Origin of the sequence: Nocardia sp. NPDC060220, from assembly GCF_042727815.1 — a bacterium.
Lineage (GTDB): Bacteria > Actinomycetota > Actinomycetes > Mycobacteriales > Mycobacteriaceae > Nocardia.
In genome coordinates, this window is sequence record NZ_JBHWZY010000678.1 from 1 (window position 1) to 3825 (window position 3825).

The following is a 3825-nucleotide window of genomic DNA, read 5'->3' on the forward strand; positions in this document are numbered from 1 at the left end:
GCTTGCTCCTTCGTCGCCTACGCAACGGCACCTGATCGACGGGACGGCCGCGAACCGCCGCTGCGCGGCGGCCCCTCCTCGAGGTCGGGGGTGCGGGGCTGGTTTCAGATCAATCTTCGGACAACCGGTAGCGGCAGGACGCGCAGCGCGAAGCCCAGTGGCACCCATGGCCAGCCGGGCACGTAGGCATTGGTCCGGCGCTTCTCGATCGCGGCGACCATGGCGTGCACGCCGGTTTCGGTGTCCACCATGAACTTCGGCTGATGCTTGACGCGATCGTTCATCTCCGAGCGGATGTAGCCGGGGTAGATCACCGAGACGTCCACGCCCGCAATCGCCTCCGCGCGAACCCCTTCGGCCAGCGCCGCGACGCCCGCTTTGGTCGCCGCGTAGGTGGTGAGCGTCTTGGGCATGCCGCGCAGGCCCGAGATCGAGGAGATCATCACCAGGTGGCCGCGGCCCTGCGCGCGGAAGATCTTCAGCGCCGCCTCGCTCTGGGCCAGGGCGGCAAGGAAATTCACCACCGCGGTCTCGCGATTGGCCTTGTGATGGCCGGTGCCCAACGGCGCGCCCTTACCCAGTCCCGCGTTGACGATCACACGGTCGACGGTGCCGAATTCCTCGGCGAACTCGTCGAAGGCGGTGAACACCGCCGCATCGTCGGTGACATCGAGTTGCTTCACCGAGACGACCCGTTCGGGATGGTCGGCGAGGATCTGCGTGCGCAGTTCGTCGAGACGCTCGGTGCGGCGAGCACACAGGCCGAGGTCGTACCCGAGCGCGGCGAACTGACGCGCCATCTCGGCGCCGAGCCCGGAGCTGGCGCCGGTGATCAGGATGGTGCCCCGGCTCACGACAGCGCCGGGGTTCGTCGGGGGGGGATTCGCGATTCCATGTACCCACGCTAGCCACCACGCGGCACGGAGGTCGAGGATCGGCGACTACGTTCGCCTGGCCGATGCGCCACAGCACCGCGGTGACCCACTCCTTCGCGTGTGCGAGGGCTGCAATGCCGCGGTGCTGTCGGCGGAGTTCAGCGGGCTGCGACCAGTCTGGCGGCGTTGGCGGCGGCGTCGTCGCCCGCTTCGTTGGCGGCCAGCTCCGCGTGGACCCGGTCGTAGTAGCGGTTGATCTCGGCGTTGGTGGTCTCCTCGTTCCAGCCGAGCAGCGGTGCGATCAGGCGGGCGACTTCCGGCGCGGCGGCCAGGCCGCGATCGGGGACCTCGATCGAGATGCGGGTGCGGCGGGTGAGGATGTCGTCGAGGTGCAGGGCGCCCTCGTGGGTGACGGCGTAGACGATCTCGGCGGCGATGTAGTCCGAGGCGCCCGGAAGCGGGTGGCGCAGGGCGGCGTCCGCGGCGATGAGGCCGAAGATGTCGGTGCTCAGGGAGCCGTAGCGGCCGAGCAGGTGTTGCACCACGTCGACGGGCAACCGCTGTGACACCGACAGGTCGGTCACCTCGGCGAGCATGTCGAAGTAGCCCGCCGCGCCGACGATGGGCAACTGCGCGGTCGCCGAGGCGGGGGTCTCCCCGCCCAGGCGCGCGGCGGCGGCGTCGACGACATCGGCGGCCATCACCCGGTAGGTCGTGTACTTGCCGCCCGCGATCACGAACAGGCCCGGCGCGGGTTCGGCGACGGCGTGTTCGCGCGAGAGCTTGGCGGTCTCCTTCGTGGCGCCGGTCATCAGCGGGCGAAGGCCCGCGTAGGTGCCGACGATGTCGGCCCTGGTCAGCGGCTCCCGCAGCAGCGCGTTGACGTGGTCGAGGATGTACTGCACGTCGGCGGCGGTGGCCGTCGGGTGGTTCTTGTCCAGCGCCCATTCGGTGTCGGTGGTGCCGATGATCCAGTGTTCGGCCCACGGGATGACGAACAGGACCGACTTCTCGGTGCGCATGATCATGCCGGTGTGCAGGTTCAGCCGGTCGCGCGGCACGAGGATGTGCACGCCCTTCGACATCTGGACGTGGAACGGGAAGTCCACGCCGGTCATCTTGATCATGTCGTCGGTCCAGACGCCGGTCGCGCTGATCACGGTGCGGGCCCGAATGGTGTGTGTCAGACCGGTTTCCAGGTCTTCGACACGCGCGCCGACGACCTTCTCGCCGTCGCGTTCCAGCCCGATCACCTTGGTCCGGGTCAGCACCGTGGCGCCGTTCTCGGCGGCGGTCCTGGCGATCATCATCGTGTGGCGGGCGTCGTCGACCTGCGCGTCGAAGTAGCGGATGGCGCCGGTGAGCGCGTCGTCACGTAGCGCGGGCGCGAGTTCCAGTGCGCCGGAACGGGTCAGGTGCTTGTGCATCGGGACCGTGCGCGCGCCACCGAGGGTGTCGTAGAGGGCGATACCGGCGCCGATGTAGGCGCGCTCCCACACCCGGTGCTGGAGCGGGAACAGGAACGGCACCGGGTGCACCAGGTGCGGTGCGAGCGTATTCAGCAGTAGTCCACGTTCTTTGAGCGCCTCGCGCACCAACGCGAAGTCCATCTGTTCCAGGTAGCGCAGGCCGCCGTGGATGAGCTTGGACGAACGGCTCGAGGTGCCTGCGGCGAAATCGCGCGCCTCCACCAGGGTTACGGACAGCCCACGCGAGGCGGCGTCGAGCGCGGCGCCGGCGCCGGTCACGCCACCACCGATGACCAGGACATCGACCTCGGCGGTGTCGAGCGTGCCGACAGCCTGCTCACGGTAGGTGGGGTCCAGTTGCACAGACACGATGATCTCCTTCTCGAAAGTATCGGGGGTGAATCAGATTTCGGCCCAGTCGAGCGTGCGTTCGACCGCTTTGAGCCAGCGGCGGTAGCCGTGTTCACGTTGCTCCGCGGACCAGGTGGGGTACCAGCGGACGTCTTCGGACCAGTTGTCGAGCAGTTCGCCGGTGCCGCTCCAGAAACCCACGGCCAGTCCCGCGGCGTAGGCGGCGCCGAGCGCGGTGGTCTCGGCGACGACCGGTCGCGAGACCGGGACGCCGAGCAGGTCGGCCTGGATCTGCATCGCCAGCTGGTTCACCGTGACGCCGCCGTCCACCCGCAGCGTCGCCAGTCGGACCCCGGCGTCGCGCTGCATGGCCTCGACCACGTCGCGGGTCTGGTAGGCGATGGATTCCAGGGTGGCCCTGGCCAAGTGGGCGTTGTTGCTGTAGCGCGAGAGCCCGACGACCGCGCCGCGGGCATCGGGTCGCCAGTACGGCGCGAACAGACCGGAGAAGGCAGGCACGAAGTACACGCCGCCGGAGTCGGCCACCTGCCCGGCGAGGTCTTCGATCTGCGCCGCGCCCGCGATGATGCCCATCTGGTCGCGCAACCACTGCACGGCCGACCCGGTGACCGCGATCGACCCCTCCAGCGCGTAGGCGGGCTTGTCGTCGCCGAACTGATACGCGACCGTGGTGATCAAGCCGTGGTTCGAGCGCACGATCTCCGTGCCGGTGTTGAGCATCAGGAAATTGCCTGTGCCATAGGTGTTCTTGGCCTCGCCGGGCTGGAAACACACCTGCCCGACGCCCGCGGCCTGCTGATCGCCGAGCACGCCCGCGATGGGCACCGAGCCTTTGAACGGGCCGTCGGGCTTCGTCGTCCCGAACAGTCGCGGATTCGCCGACGGCGCGATGGCGGGCAGCATGGCGCGCGGGATGCCGAAGATCGCGAGGAGGTCGTCGTCCCAGTCGAGGGATTCGAGATCCATCAGCATGGTGCGCGAGGCATTGGTGGGGTCGGTGACGTGCACGCCGCCGGTGAGGTTCCAGATCAGCCAGCTGTCGAGGGTGCCGAACAGGGCGTCACCACGCTCGGCATCGGCGCGCACGCCCGCGATGTTGTCCAGGATCC

General features: G+C 68.9%; 3 protein-coding genes. All 3 read right to left on the reverse strand.

The annotated features are described in order from the left end of the window. Positions 1-104: 104 nt before the first annotated feature. Complete coding sequence (locus ACFWF3_RS27560; RefSeq protein WP_379316314.1) at positions 105-854, reverse strand: SDR family oxidoreductase; 750 nt, start codon at positions 852-854, stop codon at positions 105-107. Between the two features lie 179 nt (positions 855-1033). Continuing rightward, a complete protein-coding gene (glpD, locus tag ACFWF3_RS27565; RefSeq protein WP_379316316.1) occupies positions 1034-2713 on the reverse strand; it encodes a glycerol-3-phosphate dehydrogenase in 1680 nt (559 codons plus the stop codon). A gap of 33 nt (positions 2714-2746) precedes the next feature. Next, the coding region (gene glpK, locus ACFWF3_RS27570) for a glycerol kinase GlpK (protein WP_379316318.1) at positions 2747-3825 on the reverse strand (1079 nt) is incomplete at its 5' end.